Raw genomic sequence first — 20,273 nt, 5'->3', positions numbered from 1 at the left:
AAAATTAAATTATGAACGAACAAAAAAGAATACTTGAATCGCAAATCAGGGAGATTTATGGTAGAGTAGTATATACCCATAAAACTCATGAAAAGTGTGCAGATGTTCTCAAGAAAAGAAGCGACTATATGAAGTTCGCTGAAATATTGCTTTCAGCGACCACAACAACAACTATTTTGGTTGTTGTATTTGGTAGTGGAAAAGTATTTGAACTGATAGCTGCTCTTTGCTCAACAATTTTGCTTGGACTCACCCTTTATTCAAAAGATTTCAATTTATTAGCAATCGCTGAAAAACATAAGCAAGCTGCATTAAATATTCTTGAAATACGGGAGAAGTTACTCTCATTACTTGTAGATATTAGAATTGGGAATAAAGAAATTGAGCTCCTTCAACAAAAAAGGGATGAGTTAAATGAACAACTTTTGAATACTTATCGAGGAGCACCCAAGACGATTAATAAAGCGTATGCAATCGCTTCAAAAGCATTAAAAGAAAATGAAGAGTTTACATTCTCTAATGCAGAGATTGATAAATTTTTACCTGAAAGTCTAAGATTAAGCTAAATGGAAACACCAAGTTTTAAAGAAGACCATATCAGCCAGATACCTGCATTACAAATGCTGGTTAATTTGGGTTATACCTATTTGAGTCCCGCAGAAGCTGAACGGCTGAGAGGTGGTAAAAGGTCTAATGTCTTGTTGGAAGATATATTGCGGAAGCAGTTGAAGGAAATCAACAGTATCAAGGTAAGTACCACGAAAACCAGTATTTTTACTGATGAGAATATCGAACGAGGCATATTGGTCTTGAAAAACCTGCCTATGAATGAAGGTTATATAGTCGCTTGTGAAAAGGCATATAACTTGCTTGCTTTGGGTCATGCACTTGAGCAAAGTATCGATGGCGACAAAAAGAGTTTTACGTTGCAATACATTGATTGGAAAAATATAAATAATAATGTATTTCATGTAACGGAGGAGTTCAGCGTTATACGGAGCAACAGCAAGGAACATTATCGACCTGATTTGGTGTTGTTTGTCAATGGTATTCCGCTTTGTATTATCGAATGTAAACGCCCCGATATGAAAGAGCCATTGAAACAAGCGATTAGTCAGCATTTACGAAATCAACAAGAAGACGGTATCCGCAGTTTGTTTGTGTATTCTCAATTGACACTGAGTATTGCCACACAAGAAGCAGCCTATGCTACCAATGCCACTCCCGAAAAATTTTGGGCGAAATGGCAGGAAAAATTTAGTAATGAAGAAGAAGAACGGAATTACAAAACCCAATTAATAGAACTAAAAAACAAACCGCTTTCAGATAAAGTCAAAGAACAATTATTTTTCGACCGCTTTAAGTACGTTCGTGAATACTTTGATGCCTTAGAACTAGAACAAATATTACCAACAGAACAGGATAATTACTTATTTGGGTTGTGCCGTCCTGAAAGGCTGATGGACATTATTTTCAATTTCATTTTGTTCGATAATGGTGAAAAAAAAGTAGCCCGATACCAACAGTTTTTCGCCATAAAAAAATCTATGCAACGCATCAAGAGCGTTGAAGGTGGTAAACGTAAAGGTGGAGTAATCTGGCATACGCAAGGCAGCGGGAAATCATTAACGATGGTGATGCTCGCACAAGCCATTGCAATGGAATCAAGCATTCGCAATCCTAAGATTGTATTGGTAACTGACCGAACCGATTTGGATAATCAAATCACAGGAACATTCCGTAAATGTGGCAAATTTGTAGAAAATGCCACCACAGGACAGCGATTGGTGGATTTGTTGGAAAACAAAAGCGACGCAGTGGTTACTACCATCATCAATAAATTTGTGGCAGCGGTTAAGAAAATTAACATACCATTGGAGAGCCACGATATTTTTGTATTGGTTGATGAAGGACACCGCACACAGCATGGAACGTTTAATATAGATATGCAAAAGACATTGCCCAACGCTTGTTTTATTGCAATGACTGGAACACCACTTTTCAAAAAAGACAAAAGTACAGCAGAAAAATTTGGAGGGTTGATAGATGCTTACACAGTTGACCAAGCCGTAAAAGACAAAGCCGTTGTTCCTTTATTATATGAAGGAAGGTTGGCTTTGCAAAGTGTAAATGCAAGTCCGATTGATACATTTTTCGGAATGGTTTCAGAGCCATTAACCGAATATCAAAAAGCGGATATTAAAAGGAAGTTTGCCAGATATGACCATTTGAACTCAGCCGAGCAGAAAATGCGAATGATTGCATGGGACATCAGTTATCATTTCCGTGACAACTGGCAAGGTAGAACACCTTTTAAAGGTCAATTAGTTTGTGGTAGGAAAGACAATGCCATCAAATACAAAGAGTATTTAGATGAAATTGGTATTGTAAGCAGTGAAGTATTGATTTCAAGCATTGATGAAAGAGAAGGTGAAGAAAGTGCCTACGAGAAATCAACCGAGAAGGAAAATAAGTTTTGGAAAAAGATGATGGATGAACATGGCAACTCAAAAAGCTATGAGAAGAACATTATTAGTCGTTTTAAAAATCAGAAAGACCCTGAAATCATAATAGTAGTTGATAAGTTGCTCACTGGTTTTGATGAGCCTAAAAATACAGTTTTGTATCTCACCAGAAATTTGCAAGGCCATAAACTTTTGCAAGCCATTGCAAGGGTAAACCGTATTTATGCAGATAAAGAATTTGGGTACATCATTGATTATTATGGTGTAATTGAAAATTTGGATGATGCTTTACAGATGTATTCATCTTTTGAGGAATTTGATGATGAAGATTTAGCTGGAACACTCAACAACATTTCGGATGAAATCAAGAAGCTCCCACAAAAGCATTCTAACCTTTGGGATATATTTAAAACCATTGCTAATAAAAGGGATGCAGAAGCATATCAGCAATTATTGAAAGATGAAGTGATAAGAGTTTTGTTTTATGATAAACTGGCAGCTTTTGCAAAAAGTTTAAAACTTGCCTTATCATCTATTCAATTCCATAAAAACGTTGAAGAAAAGACGATTAATCGCTACAAAGAAGATTTGACTATGTTCTTAAAATTACGATTGGCGGTACTTGAAAGATATAGCGATGTGATTAACTACAAGCAATATGAAGGTCAGATTCAAAAACTGATTGATACCCACATTACTACTGAGAAAATAGAAACCATTACGGAACTAGTGAATATCTTTGATAAAGATAAATTTCAACAGGAAGTTGAAAATACAACGGGAAAAGCAGCTAAAGCGGATAAGATTGCTAGTAGAACAGCAAAGCATATATCTGAAAAAATGGATGAAGACCCTGCTTTTTATAAGAAGTTTTCGCAAATGCTTAAAGAAACCATTGCCGACTACGAAGCTAAAAGAATCAGTGAAGCCCAATACTTGATTAGAGTGCGTGACATCATGAATAATGTATTGGCTTATACCGACAACGATATACCCACACAATTGCAATACAAAGAGGTGGCAAAAGCATTTTATGGTTTGACCGTTGAAGCATTAACCGATAAAATTCAAGACAATAAAATTCGGAAAGAGGTTTCTACTCAGACCGCTTTGTACATTGATGAACTCATACAAAATTATGTTCTCGACAATGGTAAACCTATTGTTGACTGGCAGTTCAAAACCAATATCACAGGCAAGCTGCTTATTGAAATTGGAGACTATTTGATTGATGAAGTAAGAGATAAATACAATGTAAGTTTATCGTTCCAAGAAATGGATAAGATTGCCGACGATTGTATAGACGTGGCCAAAATCCGATATAAGTTATGACAGAAGCGATAGAATTCGGAAGCAAAACTATTCGTTTTCATTTGGAATATTCGAATAGAAAATCCCTTGGTATTACCGTAACTCCCGAAATGGACGTGTTGGTAAAAGCCCCAATAGATACTTCTGTGGAAATTGTAAAAGAGAAAATAAGAAAGAAAGCTTCTTGGATAATAAAACAACAAAGCTTTTTTCTATCTTTTCAGCCAAAGACACCATTACGGAAATATGTTAGTGGTGAAACACATTTGTATTTAGGGAAACAATATCGTTTGCAAATTCAAATTGGAAACGAAGAGTCAGTAAAATTAAAAGGGAAGTTTATTGAAGTAACTGCAAGTGAAAAGTCAAGAGCAAAGGACTTATTGAATAATTGGTATTTGCAACATGCACGTACAAAGTTTCAATCAATTGCCCAGCCATTGATTGATAAATTCAAAAAGTATGAAGTTGTGCCGAGTTCGATTGTGTTACGTGAAATGCAGACACGTTGGGGAAGCTGCACACCAAAAGGCAAAATTATTTTAAATCCCGAATTGATTAAAGCTCCCAAAGCCTGTATTGAGTACGTAATCATCCATGAACTTTGCCATTTAGTTCATCACGACCACACTCAGAAATTTATAGATTTGCAAACCAAGGAAATGAAGGACTGGGAAAAGTGGAAAATGAAATTGGAGACACTATTAGCCTAAAAAAATTATGGACGTGTTTCAGAATGTATACTGTTAGATTAAGGCATTTTTAAGCAATATGTAAGCCTTTATAAACCCATAGTACATATCATATTTTTAAAAAAACAGAAATTTTTACGATATAATCTTTTCAGATTAGTTCTGACGTTGATGTTTTGTCTCTCTAATCTTTTGTTTTTTTGCTTTTAAAATTGTGGATTTTTCAAGTGATTTTGTTTATTATCAAACCGCTAGTAATCAGTGTAGGGGAGTGTTGACTCATCACATACATTCTGTAACACTACCCTTTATTTTATTTAATCTAGTTTCTTTGCCATCAAAAATATTATTTACCAAGCTTTACGTATCAATCCCAATTCCTCAGCTTGTCCTAAAGAAATATATGCTTTGTATGTTTCAGTAATTACCGAAGAATCTTGATTTAGGGATTGCCAAACCGAAACTAAATCGTTTTCTATCAAAAACTCTCCTTTGATTTCTACTAAAATTTGGTCTAGCTTGGCTTTCTTTACTTTCTCTCGTATTTGTTTTACTAAACCTTTTCTCTCCTCCATTTCAGGCGATACGTCTATAGCAATATTGCCTAGTTCCTTTGCAATACTATCAATCATCTTTGCAGTAATTACTTTTCCAGATGATTGATTTTTTTCTAATGCTTTTTCCCACACTTCACTTCTAAATTCTTCTGGAACTTTACTCAAAGCAGCAGCATGAGATTCTTTTGTAGGAACAATAATTGACACTTGACTATCTTGCTCATTTTTGTCGGAAATTTCCGACAAAGTATTTACGACAGCTGCTGCATCCATTAATTCATAAGCTCTTTGTCTTTTTAGATTCCATCTATCTCGGCAATAGCTTTCAAATGTTGTGAATTTATCTCTGTATAATTTATTATTTCTAATTTCAAAAAGAGCATTTCCAACCTCAACAAAGGTATTTAAACCCTTCTCTATAACAGACTCACACAATGATAATCTATCTAGTTCAATTGTGTTTAAAGCTGAAAGAGTTATCGATTCTTCTACCTGTGGGACAATATCTGTTAACAGTGATTCGCTATGCAAATCTCTTAATAAATCATTACTAAAGCTTTTCTTTGCCATTTTTATGCTCAATTAAACTACTAAATTTTCTACCTCTTTTACTTTTACAAAAAGCTTCCCTCCTATTGATTGAGTACTTCTTCACAAAGTACCATATAATCGCTCGCTCCTCTTGATTCAGGTGCATATTCGAAAATACTTTGCGCAAATGCTGTACATTCCATCAAAGAAACGTCTTGACGAATGTTAGATTTATAAAGTTTGATGTCGGAATTTTCCGACAATTTTGTATAAATCATCTGACTAAATTTTGTTCGCATATCAAATTTATTCAACAGAATTCCACCTAATTGAATATTTGGATTCATTCGCTTTCTGATTTTAGCACATAATTGCAAAATTTCATCTAAACCAACATAAGCAAAGTTTTCTCCTTGAATGGGTACAATAAAATAATCACTTGCCACAAGTGCATTTACTGTCAAAGAACCCAAACTTGGTGGACAGTCAATCAAAACGTAATCATAATCTTTTCCTTCAAGTTGTTCCTGTAAAAAATAACCAGAGTCTGGTTCCATATTAATTCTATACTCAAAACTCAAAAGTAATCTACTCGATGGTAAAATATCCATCTTATCTTTTTTAATCAAGGTTTGCTCAAACGTTGACTCTCCTACTAGTAATTCCCCTATGTGATTGGCGTTATTCTTCACTCCTAAGGCAATACTAAGGTTGCATTGGGCATCTAGGTCAATCAAGAGCACCTTGAAGCCTTTATGAGCCAAAGCTGCCCCTAAATTCAGCGTGGTGGTGGTCTTCCCTGTTCCGCCTTTATTATTGGTAATTGAAAATACTTTCATATAATTTTATACTAGTCTTTAATTAAATATTCCTCTCCATTTATAAGTTCTAATCTAAATCCTTCTACCAATAGAGAAGCCACATAAGTATCAAAATCTTCTGCGGGTGCTACTCCCCTTTTTAGCATTGCCGTAAAACCTTCTTCCTGCTCTTTTACTTTTAATTTAACAGTTTTTGGGCTAGCTTCTTTACTTTTTACTGAAATTGGTTGCTTATATATTTTATCATTTTTCTGGCTAATATATGTTTCCATTAAATGTTGTTTCGTAATGGCAGAGTAAATAGCACCTGAAAGCGACTTAATACTTCCTTTGGATTTTTTATCTTTTAATTCTTTAATAACATAGTAAATGTAATCTTCGTCTATTTTTCCACTGTTGAGCATTTCGCTAATTTCTTGCATAGAATTTAGACTCACACCAATTTCAGATAGCAGACTCTGAAGATGATTCGGTAAATTCAACTCTTCTTCCATTGGTAACGAAAGTTGCCTGTTGATGAAAAACTCCACTTGCTTCACTGAACGCCCTTCCTTTATTTCATTAAAAGAAAAAGCCATATCTGTTTGGGTTAATTCACGCTGCGAAACCAGTAACACCCATTTTTTAAAATCATAAAAATTAGGATACTGTCCTTCAATGCCCATCATTGTTTTCAAATCATCAACCTTTAAGCTAAAGGTATTTGAATTATAAGAAAATGACTTCAGTAACCAGTAAATTCGATATGAATAATAACTACGCAATTGAAGAAGTACTTTGATTTCTGCAACTGTAAAGTTTCCTTTTAATTGTAAAAGGTAGGGCTTTACAAAACTATTTAACTGAGCAACAATAAAACCAGAGCCATCTTTATAACGACAAGTAGCCATCAACGGGTCACTGATAATTTCACGTTTGCCATTATGGTCAACAGTCTCTACTGTAATAACTTTACTCGATAGTTTAATAACAGCTTCTTTAACATCTTGATATGCTTTCCCTCCATCAACATTAGAGGAAACTTCTGAGATAGGTATTCTGCATAAAGAAAAATCTGTGTCGCCTTTATTGATGCGACCTAATAAAGCAATGAATAGGCGAGTTTCCATCAACGACATATTGAATCTGGCTTTTACTAACTCATTGTGCTGTGCAACAGTTATATCTGATTCTAGAATTGTAGGTTTCTTTTGCTGTCTCATAGGTTCAAAAATAATATTTTATTACGAGAAAACACAAATCTACTCGCAATAAAATATTATAAATTTAATTGACGGGGTTTTCCTCGTAGTTCATACGAATACAATCACTAGAAATACTCAAAACAATCATCTATGACCTTTGAAAATTAAGCATTTAAAAACTAACGGGGTTTTTCTCGTAGTTGACGGGGTTTTTCTCGTAGTTAACGGGGTTTTCCTCGTAATTGACGGGGTTTTTCTCGTAGTTAGACGGGGTTTTTCTCGTAGTTGACGGGGTTTTTCTCGTAGTTAGACGGGGTTTTTCTCGTAGTTAGACTTTGTAAACATTTGACTTACAGATACTTAAAAGAAAAAATCCATACAATAGTATAATAGTATTAATAATAGTATAACTACTAATATTAGTTAGATTTTTTTTTTTTTAATGTAAATAATTAAAATAAATGCTGACGGGGTTTTTCTCGTAGTTAGATTTTGGACTGCTTTATAAAATGAGCCAAATAGGAGGGAGTAAATACAAAGATAAGTTACTATGTAAAATAGAATTCAATTTACATAGCAACTTCAAGCATTGTTATAATTGATAAATAAACTTTTACCTTTTGCTGTGGTAAAATACTTTTGATGCTTACTTGTTGGCTTGTCAGGTTGTGTTCGTTCAATAAGTCCTTTACTTATCATTGGTTCCAAGTATTGATGAAAATTCTTCGATTGCTTACTTAGGGAAATATGTTGTAGAATTTCTACTTTCGATTTCGCTGTAACACAATATTCCAATACCTCTAACATTCGTATCAATACAGATTTTTTGATAGTTTGCTCTGGCATCAATAACTCATTCTCTAGCTTTTGAAGAGTATATTCTTGAACTTCCTTTTTCTGTATATCTTGGTTACTTTCTGGCTTATCTTGGTTACTTTCTGGCTTATCTTGGTTACTTTGGACTGTTGTTAAAGGAATAAAATCTGGATGAACAGGAATAGTAACGATAAAAAAACGTCTATCTACTCCATCTGTATCAAAGTAAGCAGGTTGTGAACCATTGTTTTCAAGTGCCTTTCTAATCGTTGGAATGCCTGTACCTTTACCTTCTGTTAGTCGAAGTTCTTTTAAGTATTCGCCAATACGCCTATTTCTGTAGCGTCTTGCACGAATAACGCCATTATTAAGGTCATCTTTACGGATAGATGGGTCTGTGCCTCCATAACTAATAATTTCAAGGCAGTCAGGAAGAATTCGTATTTCTATGGGTTCTCTAATTTCATAATTTTTATGATAAACAGCATTAGCTAAAGCTTCTTCTATCGCGGCAAATGGATAATTATGAAAAGATTTTGCGATGGCTTCTCCCTTTATCTTAACCGTTTTTGATTTGATAACCTGATTTTTTATGTAATTTGATACATCAACTAATTGCTGTTGAATAGGCCCATCAAAATTCTTTTCAATGAAGCTTTCTCCTGCCAAACCATTAGGAAATTCAGTAAGATTAATGGTAGTTGCTGGAAAGAATTTCTCAGGATGAGGATTAAACATCATTAACGCTACATTTTTTGGCAACACGTACTCGTCTGATCCTTCAACCAAATTCATTTGACGACATAGTTCTAAATGCGAAATCCGAAACGATTCTTCGTAAAGCCGACTATTAATACCGTTGAGATGCTGTTGTATCAAAATAGAGGAAATATCAGCGATACTAGCTCTGTGGTTTACTCTGTCATCAAAAGGAATGTTAGCTGTTAAATTGATTAGCTCTCTGCGTTCTTCAGTATTGGCTTGCACTGTACTTGAAAACCGACGAATGAAATAAGCGTACTCTTTTTGATTACTAAGTACATCTTTAGGAACTTCATAAGGACGATTGCTACCAGCATTCACCCAAATTAGTAATACATGTTTTCCATCAATTTCTTCAATTGATAATTTTGGGAAATAGGTAGGACGAATTAAATTACAAAAACCAAGCATTTGCTTTTGCACTTTGTCGAAGTCCTCTGTTGGAAAACCATAAACAGGACGCTTGGGCATACCGTTTTCTTCTTCGATACCTACAACAATATATCCACTTCCTAAATTTTCAAAATCATTAGCAAATGCTCCAACAGTTCGAATGATAGCAGTTGGATTCCAACTTTTTTTAAATTCTAATCGTTCTGATTCTACTGTTTTACCTTGTAGAATGGTGGATATATTTAAGGGTATCGACATGTTTTAATATTTTTTAGCAGTATCGGAAAAGTACAAAATATTATGTACTAATATACAGCCGTCTAAGCTTAACATAACTGTAAAGTTAGAACATATATTCTACATAAAAAAAATGAATGTTTAGTCAGAAAATACCTAAGACATCAAAGAATAACACTTGGAAGGAACAATCCGTAAGTAGGAGGGAGAAGAGTTTTAATGAAGTAAGAATAGCGTAAATACTGAGAGAATATAGTTGGTGGTATGTGTAAACCTTGTAGCTACTAAGCTAGAAAAAAGGGCTTGGATAGTTGTTTAATTAACAGCTAATTTACCTGCTTTATCCCCTAAAATAGAGATGATTATATGATATTTATACGAATTCTGGCAAAAAGATTCATAATGTAAAATTTATGTCAAAATAGTGTAAGATTAGTATAAGACTATTGTCAAATTAGTGTAAACAAGGTAGTTAATGTAAAATTTATGAACAATTAGTATAAAGTTAGTGTAAGATTAAGGAATTGAGATAGGAGTATTGATTTAGTATAGCGTTAAATAATTTTTCACTACTTGAGTAGTGAAGCAAGATGGAGATTATGTATACATAAACTACCGTGCAAGCACTTTTGCAGAAAAAATAATTTTACACATCAACCTAAAATATCAAAACCTATGGAAGTAAAGAAGCCAAAACAATCAGGACGATTTAGCTTAGAAGACGCCTTAGCAGGTGTTATTCCATCGAGACTCTCCCAGACATAATTTGAAGAGATTAAACAAAAGGAGAAGGCTTAAAAATATCAAGAGCAGCCTACATTCGTTAGATGATACTCTAGTGGAAGGTTCAAAATCTGTTTACAAAAGAAGAGCAACCTCCCCAAAAACAATTGATAGGTATTGTCAATAATCTTAATCAGCGCTAAAAAATTCGCATATTCATAGCACAGAAAGAATGATTAAACAAGTGAATTTACCGCTAGTGAATATTGATACAATCTTAGATAAGTACAATCTTTGGGTTCGATTAAAAATTACCCAGTGCTTCTACAATAGAAGCACCGGGTATCACATTCATCTAACATTCTGAGCAATACCACCCAGCTTAATCACATTATCAGGGATAGGCCAAGTGTACAAATGCTCCTGCTCAGGGGATAATTCATATCTTTTATTACCCAGTACCCTAACAATCGTTTTTGCATAAGTAGCTTCTGTTCTTAATCTTCTCAAATCGCTCCATCTTACCCCTCTAAATATTAGACTCTTACGTCTTTCATTTAAAATCTCCGTCAGGATGTTTCTAGTATTCTCCATCGTTTTAGGTTGATAAGTACCTTTTTGATAGCGATGAATCAGCAAGTTATTAAGATCCTTGAGCGCATCATCATGATTCCCCAATCGCTCATTACATTCAGCCCTAATGAGATAAACCTCATCAAGGGCAGGAAAAGGATTGTAGGTAGCATAACCATTGTAGGTTCCTTTAAAAACATAGTATCCATTTGATACTGAAAAATAAGTAACAACTCTTAAATCTCCAGATTCGTAGGATCGTAATAATGTAGTATCTATTTTTAGGAAAGAAGCAAATGTCTGCGTCCTAATCATGGCATCAAGCAAAGGTTGCTCAGTATTTCCACGAGCATACAGGGGAAAAGGGAAGTTTAAACTACTATTCACTTCATTATAGGATATTAATACATCCGAGATAGCTAAGCACTTTTCCGCCTGCTGTTTGGCCAGTGTATATTCTTTCATTTGCAAATAAGTTCTAGCCAGTAGTGCATACACTGCTTGTTTAGAAGGACGAGTTTTCTCCTCAGCCAAGGCAGGCAATAAGTCTCCAGCTTCAGTAAGATCCTGCACAATTTGTTTGTAGGTATCTTCAATGGTTGCTCTTGTATTTTGCTGATTAATATCCGATGCAAGCCTAATCGGAATCCCCATTTTTTGATTAGCCGTCTCCTTTTGGTAATCATCACAGAAAATCTGAGCCAATTGGAAAAACTGCCATGCCCTCCAAAACAAAGCAGTTCCCTTTATCCTGTTCCATTGCACCTCATTTTTGTGATTTCGTTCAAGCTTAGTAATACTTTCCAACACCACATTGGCATAGAGAATTTTCTGATAGGCATTATTCCATCCTGGACATTGCTGCCCTTCGTAGATGTCTTTAGCCCAAACATAGCCATTTTTTTGATAAGGGTTGGTCAGAGAATTCCAGTCTGTTTCATTCAAATAATAATCATCCGTCCCAAGCTCACCCATGATTAATAAAGAATTGGCATTCAGCAAAGTAGTATTGTCCATTAAAGCATCTAAGTCCTTTAAGGTAGTTGGTACAGCCAGCTTACGATTAGGTTCAATTTCTAGGAAATCCCCATAGCAGGAAGTCATCAAGAGACTGAGTACACAGTAGCATACCCAATATAGGATTGAATAAATATTTTTCATGTTCTTAAGTTGTTGATTTTTTTAAGCATTCAAGTTTTAAATGTCAATTTTAAATCCCAAAGAATAAGTTCTGATAGGAGGATAATCGGAGGTTGGGAAATCAGGGTCTAAGCCTTGTTTATTGGCACGCCACAGTATCCCAACATTATTGAGATACATGAAAACCGATACATTGCTTAGTCCCAATTTAGTAGCAGAGAGCTTGTAACTAAGATTAATGTCTTTTAACCTTAGATGCGCTCCGTTTTCAATCAGCCTTTCATTACTTAAATAAATATTATCACGAGTCGTATTGGCTGTAAGGGTAACTGCTGGAACAGCAGTATGCAATTCATCCCCAGGAGACCTCCATCTTGCTTCATAATCCCGATGTCCCCCACCATAGTTAATCAGATTGGAATAATTGATACTACTTCTTCTGAACTGATAACCAGCTTTATAAACCATATTAACACTAGCACTCAATCCCTTCCAAGTAAATGTATTTCTGATACTGCCAAAGAATACCGGCACAGTAACCCCCATTTCCTTGAGATTTGCTTGCTGTAATAAAGCCCAGTAAGCAGCATAGTTTTCGCTCAGCGTACCAGCACCACCACCTTTGCTATCATACACCTGCATAGCACCAGTAGTAGGATTCAGCCCATACCAAGGCAAAGCATAGAGTATATCCACAGATTTACCTTGCGTTGCAGGCGCACGCCCAGCGTTGGAGGCAGGAAGAAAAGAAAGCAAGGTAGGCGCTTCCGCTGCATTATACTTAGTTACTTTGTTCTGTGTCCAAGAGGCCATTAGTACCGTTGACCATTTAAACTTACCCGTCGTAATAGCCCCATTGATTTCCAAATCTACTCCTTTGGTGAGTAGATTGGCATAATTGATTCGGTTGTCAATGGTATATAAACCAGAAGGAGACTGGAAAATACCCGTCGTAGGATCCAGAAAATCATAACCTATCAGGTCTATCCCAGCTTTTTCATAATACTCCAGACTTCCTCTTATCCTGTTATGAAAGAAAGAAAAGTCAGTAGCCATGTTCCAGACCACTACTTTTTCCCAACGTAAATTAGGGTTGCCGGTAGTGGTTATACGTGCATAAGGATAATTAGTAATCACACCAGATGAAAGAGAGATATTGGGAAGCGCACTTACTTGCTTGTTGATATTTCCATTAACCCCATACGTAGCCCTTAATTTAAGTAAGTCAATAGATTCAATGTCTGGCATCCATTCCTCTTTGATATTCCAAAGCAAACCTACTGACCACAGAGGAACACCTTTTTGATTAGTGGCTACGCCAAAAATATTAGAAGCATCCCACCGACCACTGAGAGAAAGCGTATACTTCTTATCGTAAGTATAAGCCAGATTAGCAAAGTAAGAGAGATAACGGTCAGTCAAATATCCAATATCGTTGACAGGAGAAGGTATTCTTCCCGAGGAAATAGGGCGTAATTGATAACTCGTCTCATAATTAAGATAAGGAGCACTAGTGAGTATTTGGTCATCATAACCGTATAACAAGTATCCAGGGCCAGACTGAGAACGATCTTGTCTGACTTCAGCACCTGCGAGGGCATCCAATTGGTGCAGCGGCTGAAAAAGCCTGCTATAATTAAGCTGTACTCTTCCATAATGACTATCTCCACTGCTTTGATTACCCGATAAAATACCACCAGAAGGAATTACACTAGTGCCATTCGCTTGGGTAAATCGGTTCACGAGATCTCTGACGTAATACGTTTGTGGAGAATAATATTGTCTGGATGCTCCTTGCGCAAGACGAAACTGATATTTTACTTCCAAGGCTAGATCTGGAATCAGTGCATAACGTAAACCTGCATTGATCCTCGTTTCATTATTTTTGGAAGTTTTATCAGAAAGAGCAAGTTCATCAAGGGGATTGTATTGCCAGTTAAGTAATCCTTGAGATTCCGCAGCAGCGATATAAGTCTGGCGGTATTTATAAGGAATATAAGTCGGCATTCCATTTTCGTCTCTAAGACTTGTATAAGACTGTATGGCACCACCCTCCCGAGGAATGAGGTCTGTTCTCTCTAGTCCGTTATTGCTAAAATGCTGGAGGGCATAATACAAGCTAGTAAAGAGTTCCAGTTTTTGATTGAATCGGTAGGTAAACTGATTATTGAGGGTTATTCTCAAAGAATTAAACCCGACGTTCCCAGAAAGATTTTTGTCAAAGCCAAGAGAGGTAATATATTTAAGGCTATTATTCCCCCCTGAAATATTGAAAGCATATTGCTGATTCAGGCTTTTTTGATAAAGATTAGCAAGCATCTCTTTCCTGATGCCTTTCGTGGCTAGATGTTTTAATTGTCGCTCCATTTCTTCAGCTGAAAGCTTTCCTTCTTGTCTAGCAATCTGTATCTCAATCGCCTCAGGGAGTAATGTCCAGTTATTTTGTTGAAAACCACCCTGTTGAAATCGTAATCGCTGAAAATCAATCAATTCCTGTGAAGCTAAGAAGGAAGGATTATAGAATAGATTCGGCTTTTCCCCAACAGTGATATTCGACTGAAGGCTAACCGAAGTTTTTTGATTATATTTCCCTTGTTTAGTATTAATCACAATGACCCCGTTTCCTGCCCGAACACCCCAAATGGAAGCCGCTGCGGCATCTTTCAAGATCGTAATGTCGGCTATATCATTCGGATTGATACTATTAATGTCTCCCTCGTAGGGAAAATTATCTACCACGATTAGTGGAGCAGTGTCGGAGAAAATGCTACTCACCCCTCTGATTCTAAGCTCTGAGGTGGTTCCTTTAGGTGTGACAGTACTTCTGTAGAACTGAAGAGCGGGCGTAACCCCCTCTAAACGACTGATGATGTCGGGGCTAATACTCCTGTTGATTAGCTCATTGCTGATGTGAGTGAAAGAACCAGTAGCACGCTCCCGACTGATTTTAGCATATCCCGTAGAAACGACCACTTCATCAAGGGCAAAGGATTGCCTGTTCATCAACAGACTTTCAGGCAGAGAACGGTTATCAACGGCGATGACTGTTGTCTTAAAACCGATACTAGAAATGACAAGGGTATCAGCTTGGTATTTACTAAGTCTAAGTATCTCAAAAGAGCCGTTGGCATCTGTAATGGTACCAGTAGCAGCCCGCACCAGCCTGACAGAGGCTCCTTGTATCGGGTGTGCATCTGTAGCGTCCAGCACCCTGCTTTTTAATCGTTGGGCATAGAGCATGGCACAATTTCCCATCAATAACATTAACAATAAGAAGATTTTTTTCATTAGATGAATAGATTAAAGGTTTGCATATTTGACGATGATGACTGGTATTTCCTGTTCCTGCAATACCAAATCAAGCCCAATCTTATTCAGCTCCTGTTTGATAGCGGGGATGGTCAAGTTTGCTTTGTTTAGCCGAATGGATACTTTTTGTTTAGCGGTAGTTCTATCAATGATAGGATATGGCTGATGTGCCAGTACAGCGATGATATAATTAGTAAGTTGCTCGATAGGTTGGTTCTCCATCAAGAAGTAGTTCTCAGTCTTTACGTTTTCCTCCTTATCAGAAGAGACTGAAACAGATGGTGGACTATCTCGATTGATAATTGCATAACAAGGCAATTGCTTTTTTCCCAGGACGGCGATGATTCCCTTTTCAAGCTTGAAATAGCGGTTGATGTCTTGTTCCATCAACTCATAGAGTGCTTTTCTTGAAATATTCAGGGAAGAGTCAATGGCTAGTTCGTAACAGTAGGAATGTTCTTTTAGCCATTGGTAGTAGGCTAGGTCATTTTCATAAATACCTGTTTTCTGCCTATGTGTGCCAATCAATTCTTCTTTGAGTGAATCACTTATTTCCCAAACGATTCGGTTAAATCTTCCAGCATAAGGAATATCGAGCCTATACATTTCATAAATAAGGCTACGGAATGGTACATTATAAGCCCGAATATTGGTAGCACTTCTGGTGATTCCTCCGATATTGACGTTGATGCGTTTGGAGAGTAAAGACCTTATTCGGGTATCCTTTAGACTACCTCCGTTTCCATCCAGAAAGAGGGGCATATCACGGTTAAAACTGACAGGCGGAGTAATTTGAGAGAGTACAAAAGCCTCTCCGTTTAATGCACGGTGTAGATTATAGGTATTGGTATATTCTAAAGCAGCAGACGCTCCAAAAAACACGCCATTTCGAATCCATATTTGATGAGGGATACCTGTATGGGGAAAATAGCTTTTTAGTAAGGTGTCTTCCACCACAGTGGATAGGCTCCAAGCCCTTTTACGAAATAGAGGAAGAGCTTTACTGCTGTTTTCGTAGGTGACAGGCAGGATTACCACTGCCGAGCCAAACTGCTTTTGCAGAGAATCCAGCTTATTGAGGGATTTAATACAGGGTGCACACCAAGTAGCCCAAAAGTCTAGGATGATTAGTTTATCCTTATACTCACTGAGTGTCAGGGATTGTTTGCCTTGTGGGTGGTTAGCGACTTTGAGGGACAAGTTCCAAAGCTCAGGTGGGATAGAGTTTCCCACCTTAAGCGACTGGGCGGTTAGATAATGTACAGATATGTAAAAGTAAAGGCATAGCAATGCCCTTACGCATATTTTTGCGTTCATGGGTTTTTTGTTGAGATGAATGTATTAAAACAAAAGCGTGAAAGCTACCTTATACCGGTGCTTTGATGATATTCTTATAGCGCTGTTTAGGGCATGCGCTGACATCAAGGCTGAACACAGCCTTAACATGATTGGGATAAAAAAAGAAATGTTTCATAACTCGCACCTATTTTACGAGTCTCTTGCAGAAGGCTTTGAAAAGCAATGTAGCACAGGGAGCTACTTACCTACCGCACAGCACGCTTCCGACGGCGACAAGGACGGTAAAACGGTAGAACCCGTGTGCTACACTGCTAAAATTACGCAAAAGTAGCCACACAGGCATCAAATCTACCGTCTCGCCTTATCAAATTGTCGGAATTTGCTGTCGAGACTCTTTAGTTTAATGCCAAAAAAATAGTGAAATAGCTATTAGCTATAACTTATTCAAATATAAAATATATTTTTCAAAAAAAAGTAAATATATGATAATTATTAGCGTAAATATTTTCATCCTTTTACTGGATGAAAGAAGAAAATATTGAATATTCCGAAAAAATAGCCAACAAATTACGAAGGCTTATGGAAATCATAGATTTGGAAGTTCCGGGTTTTGCTGAATTTTTAGATAAATCTCCCTCACATTTATATGGCATTTTGAATGGTTCTAGATTTCTAAGTGAGTCCTTTGCCAGAGAAATAGGTGATAAATTAGGGTTTGATGGAATGAAAATATTCAACCTAAATTCTAATATTCCCAATTATGTCAATAAATCGGAAGCTCTTATAAGATTCAAAAATGACAACAAAAAGAACGTTGAGTATTTTTTAAGTGCTAAATCTAAACGAAGCATTGATTCATTTATTAATGAAGTTTTACTGAATACAGGTCTTTTTAATGACCGCTACAAATACTTAAAAGAGATTACGAATTATTGTAGAGAAGAATTGAATAGGGAATTTCAGCAAGACGAACTCTCAAAAGGACTCAGATATGCTGTTTCAAAAGGTGTCCTAAAATCAATGAAAAGACCTATTTTATTAAATGATGGAAGTTTAGGGAGTAGGATGGTGGATGTGTATTTTAAATAATGGGATTAATGTGATTTTAACTATAAGATAGGGTTGGGTATATCTTGAAAAAAACACTCAAAGCAATCTAGTATAAATGTAATTATTTGAAAATAAGTCACTTATAAATTATGGAAAGGTAATAATTGCTTTGTTTATATCTATTGCTTAGTTTATGTAAAAACAGCAAACATGCGTATATTTACGAGATTGGCGGCAAGCGTATCAGACACACCCTAATAATCAAAACAGACAAAATAAATTATGGCAGATTTACACGTTAGCAAAAAGACGGTTGGAAAATTATTTAGCGAAATGCAAAATAAAAAGTTTGTAATTCCTGATTATCAAAGACCCTATAAGTGGGACATTGAAAAATGTGAAACCCTTTGGAATGACATAGAAAACTTTGCACAAACAGACGCAAAAGGCGGTGCTGATTATTTCTTAGGAACAATTGTTTCTTATGTCAATGAAGATAAAAATCAAGAAATAATTGACGGACAACAGCGTATCACTTCGTTCATGTTGTTACTAAGGTCGTTTTATAAAAAACTTGACGACATGGCGGCGGAAGATGAGGATGTAATTGGTTTGAAAAATCAACTTGCACCTTGCATTTGGGACATTAATCCAATTTCACAAAAAGTAACAAATAAAACCAAAATTCATATTGTTTCAGAAGTAGCAACGGAAGAAGATAACGAAACATTTCATAAGATTTTGGAAACAGGAAATGTTATAGACAATACAGAAGACAATTACTCAATGAATTATCGCTTTTTCAAAAAAAAGTGTGATGATTATGCTACTTTAAATCCAATGCAATGGAAGGAGCTTTGTGTAACAATTTTACAGAAATGTATCATTTTGCCTATTGAGTGTGACGCACAGGATACAGCGTTAACAATATTCTCAACACTTAATGACAGAGGAATGCCGTTGGCAGACAGTGATATTTTCAAAGCACAAATTTATCGTAGTTGCAGTACAGAGGAAAAGAGAAAGGAATTTACAGAAACTTGGAAAGAGTTAACTCAAATATGCAAACAAGGTTACTTTTCAATTGACGACATTTTCCGCTATTACACACATATTTTAAGAGCAAGGAAAAATGATAAAACCAAAGAGGTTGGTTTACGAAAGTTTTACGCTGAAAATAAATATGAGCGATTGAAAGATGAAAACTTAATTACTGAAATTCTGGATTTGGCTTATTTCTGGCGATTTATAAATAAGGACATTGAACCAGATATTGACTTCACTTACTCATTTACAGACAAGACACATTCTCATTTGCATTGTTTGAGTTGTTACCCTAACGAATTTTGGAAATATGCGACAAGTGTTTTCTTTATGAAAAACAAAGACAGTAAAACTTTTGCCATTGACATTGAAAACATGTTACAAAAGCTAGTCGCATTCTTATTTGCAAAGTTTATTGACCAACCTTCTGTCAACGCAATTAAAGACGACATTTATAATTCTTGCATCTCACTAAATACAAACAATGAATTGCAATACAGATTTTCATTAAACGAAGAATTATTAAGTCAGCAAATTGATGGACACTCTTCTTCAAGAATTTCAAGAGCATTATTATTACTGTTTGCTTATCAAAACCCTAATCAAACACAAGAAATACCATACACCTTTGACATAGAACATATCTTCCCTAAAAAATGGCAAGACACAAATTATAATGGATGGACAAAAGCCGACGCAGATTTGTATTTAGACAAGTTTGGTAACAAAACAGTATTTGAGAAAAAATTAAACATACAAGCGGGCAATGGGTATTTTGGAGTAAAAAAGCAGAAGTATAAAATCTCAAGCATAGCAACTGTAATTGAACTTTCAAATTATCCCAAAAATGATTGGGTGAAAGAAGACATTGAAAAGCGAGAAGCCGAGTTTAAAGAAACTTTATTAAACTATTTCAGGATAAACTTGGCGAACAACAATGCGTAGAACGCCTGCCACCAATAACATCGCCTTCGTCGTGGCTGCAAGCTAAACCATGAAGGCGGTGTTGAACTTAACCTGAGCGGTCGGCTTCGGTGGTGTCTTTTATGGAGTTGTTGTTCGACTTGAAGATTTTGGAAGAGCAGGTTTTGCCTGCTCTTTTTGTTTTTTAAGACTTATTTCTCATTTATAGTTATACCCATGTTTTAAAGTAAGTCTTTTGAAAATTATTAGTCCGTTTGACCAATTAAATTTAAAATAAGTGAATTGTTTAGAATTACTAAGAAAACAACTACTTTAGGAATTACAAAAACTGGCAAAACAATATAAAAAGTATAACATTATTAGTACAACGTAAAATAAGAATAACATAAAATAATACAAAAAGTACTACAAAACTTTCGCATATTAGAGAGTTGGCTGCAAG

Annotated in this window: 13 protein-coding genes and 1 pseudogene; 6 read left to right on the top strand and 8 right to left on the bottom strand. The window is 35.8% G+C overall.

Going from position 1 to position 20,273, the window contains the following annotated elements:
* Positions 1–11: 11 nt before the first annotated feature.
* The 3 genes from J2Y60_RS18250 to J2Y60_RS18240 are packed head-to-tail and all read left to right on the top strand — an operon-like array spanning position 12 to position 4,489.
* Positions 12–566, top strand: a complete 555-nt coding sequence (locus J2Y60_RS18250) for an SLATT domain-containing protein (RefSeq protein ID WP_309922171.1) — start codon at positions 12–14, stop codon at positions 564–566.
* Positions 567–3,797: an HsdR family type I site-specific deoxyribonuclease gene (locus J2Y60_RS18245; RefSeq protein WP_309922173.1), complete on the top strand. Its 3,231-nt coding sequence runs from the start codon at positions 567–569 to the stop codon at positions 3,795–3,797.
* A complete protein-coding gene (locus J2Y60_RS18240) occupies positions 3,794–4,489 on the top strand; it encodes a SprT family zinc-dependent metalloprotease (protein WP_309922176.1) in 696 nt (231 codons plus the stop codon). Before J2Y60_RS18245 ends, J2Y60_RS18240 begins: the two co-directional genes overlap by 4 nt.
* Before the next feature lie 68 nt (positions 4,490–4,557).
* Here the strand turns inward: J2Y60_RS18240 and J2Y60_RS24790 are convergent.
* The 8 genes and pseudogenes from J2Y60_RS24790 to J2Y60_RS18205 all read right to left on the bottom strand — a co-directional run.
* A pseudogene (locus J2Y60_RS24790) lies at positions 4,558–4,656 on the bottom strand (hypothetical protein); the annotation flags it as partial.
* Between the two features lie 162 nt (positions 4,657–4,818).
* The gene (locus J2Y60_RS18235; protein ID WP_309922179.1) at positions 4,819–5,595 is read right to left on the bottom strand and encodes a hypothetical protein; all 777 of its coding nucleotides are present in this window, start codon (positions 5,593–5,595) and stop codon (positions 4,819–4,821) included.
* 62 nt (positions 5,596–5,657) lie between these two features.
* Positions 5,658–6,395 carry a ParA family protein gene (locus tag J2Y60_RS18230; protein WP_309922182.1) on the bottom strand — a complete coding sequence of 246 codons (738 nt, stop codon included), beginning with the start codon at positions 6,393–6,395 and terminating at the stop codon, positions 5,658–5,660.
* Positions 6,396–6,406: 11 nt separating this feature from the next.
* Complete coding sequence (locus J2Y60_RS18225; RefSeq protein WP_309922184.1) at positions 6,407–7,579, bottom strand: replication initiation protein; 1,173 nt, start codon at positions 7,577–7,579, stop codon at positions 6,407–6,409.
* Positions 7,580–8,143: 564 nt separating this feature from the next.
* On the bottom strand, positions 8,144–9,790 hold the full coding sequence (locus tag J2Y60_RS18220; RefSeq protein WP_309922186.1) for an RNA-binding domain-containing protein: 1,647 nt from the start codon (positions 9,788–9,790) through the stop codon (positions 8,144–8,146).
* 1,053 nt (positions 9,791–10,843) lie between these two features.
* Entirely contained in the window at positions 10,844–12,226 is a 1,383-nt protein-coding gene (locus tag J2Y60_RS18215; protein ID WP_309922189.1) for a RagB/SusD family nutrient uptake outer membrane protein, read from the bottom strand.
* A 36-nt stretch (positions 12,227–12,262) separates the two neighbouring features.
* Positions 12,263–15,493, bottom strand: coding sequence for a SusC/RagA family TonB-linked outer membrane protein (locus tag J2Y60_RS18210; protein WP_309922192.1), 3,231 nt, complete (start codon positions 15,491–15,493; stop codon positions 12,263–12,265).
* Positions 15,494–15,505: 12 nt separating this feature from the next.
* Positions 15,506–16,831 (bottom strand): TlpA disulfide reductase family protein, encoded by a 1,326-nt coding sequence (locus J2Y60_RS18205; protein ID WP_309922195.1) that lies wholly within the window; start codon positions 16,829–16,831, stop codon positions 15,506–15,508.
* Between the two features lie 127 nt (positions 16,832–16,958).
* Here J2Y60_RS18205 and J2Y60_RS18200 point away from each other — a divergent pair, with 127 nt between their 5' ends.
* The 3 genes from J2Y60_RS18200 (at position 16,959) to J2Y60_RS18190 (ending at position 19,852) form a co-directional block, all read left to right on the top strand.
* Positions 16,959–17,144 carry a hypothetical protein gene (locus tag J2Y60_RS18200; protein WP_309922198.1) on the top strand — a complete coding sequence of 62 codons (186 nt, stop codon included), beginning with the start codon at positions 16,959–16,961 and terminating at the stop codon, positions 17,142–17,144.
* Between the two features lie 191 nt (positions 17,145–17,335).
* Complete coding sequence (locus J2Y60_RS18195; protein WP_309922200.1) at positions 17,336–17,902, top strand: hypothetical protein; 567 nt, start codon at positions 17,336–17,338, stop codon at positions 17,900–17,902.
* 243 nt (positions 17,903–18,145) lie between these two features.
* On the top strand, positions 18,146–19,852 hold the full coding sequence (locus J2Y60_RS18190) for a DUF262 domain-containing HNH endonuclease family protein (RefSeq protein ID WP_309922203.1): 1,707 nt from the start codon (positions 18,146–18,148) through the stop codon (positions 19,850–19,852).
* The last annotated feature ends 421 nt before the right edge of the window (positions 19,853–20,273 follow it).

Origin of the sequence: Arcicella sp. BE140 (assembly GCF_031456255.1) — a bacterium.
Taxonomy (GTDB): Bacteria; Bacteroidota; Bacteroidia; order Cytophagales; family Spirosomataceae; genus Arcicella; species Arcicella aquatica.
The sequence above is the reverse complement of the archived record's forward strand: the minus strand, read 5'-3'. Positions and strand labels throughout refer to the sequence as shown.